The organism is Marinifilum sp. RC60d5 (assembly GCF_052400665.1).
GTDB lineage: Bacteria > Bacteroidota > Bacteroidia > Bacteroidales > Marinifilaceae > JBQTGK01.
Genome location: NZ_JBQTGK010000029.1, coordinates 1 through 660, shown reverse-complemented (window position 1 = coordinate 660; position 660 = coordinate 1). Strand labels below are relative to the sequence as shown.

Here is a 660-nt window from a genome sequence, read left to right as displayed (position 1 = left end):
GATGAAGATACTCCGGTAGACATTCCAGTTCTAACGAACGATGTAGACTTGGATGGAACGATTGATCCGGGAAGTCTGGTTATTATAGGTCAGGCATCAAATGGAACACTTGTAGTGGATAATGTAACCGGCATTGTAAGCTATACACCCGATGAGAATTTCCAGGGTACCGATTCATTTACCTATGAGGTATGTGACGACGAGGGAGCCTGCGATTTTGCAACGGTAACAGTTACAGTGAAGGATGTAAACGATCCACCGGTAGCTTTAGATAATAATGCAATTACCGATGAAGATGTTCCTGTAGTAATAAATGTGCTTGCCAATGATTCAGATGTGGATGGCACACTAGATTTAACCAGTCTTCAAGTTGTTTCAGGGCCAAGCAATGGAACTGTAAGTATCAATCCAACAACAGGAGAGATAACTTATACACCCAATGCCGATTATCATGGAGACGATGAGTTTACCTATCAGATTTGTGATGACGATGGCGCTTGTACAACAGCCGTAGTTTATGTAGTTGTTCAAAGCGAGAACGATACTCTAGTTGCCAATAACGATACAGCAGAAACCGATGAAGATACTCCGGTAGACATTCCAGTTCTAACGAACGATGTAGACTTGGATGGAACGATTGATCCGGGAAGTCTGGTTATT

Annotated in this window: 1 protein-coding gene; it reads left to right on the top strand. The window is 42.4% G+C overall.

Annotated features, from left to right (window positions below; genetic code table 11):
• Positions 1 to 660: cadherin-like domain-containing protein (locus tag ACT3CE_RS18870; RefSeq protein WP_444711314.1), on the top strand; the 660-nt coding region annotated here is incomplete at both ends.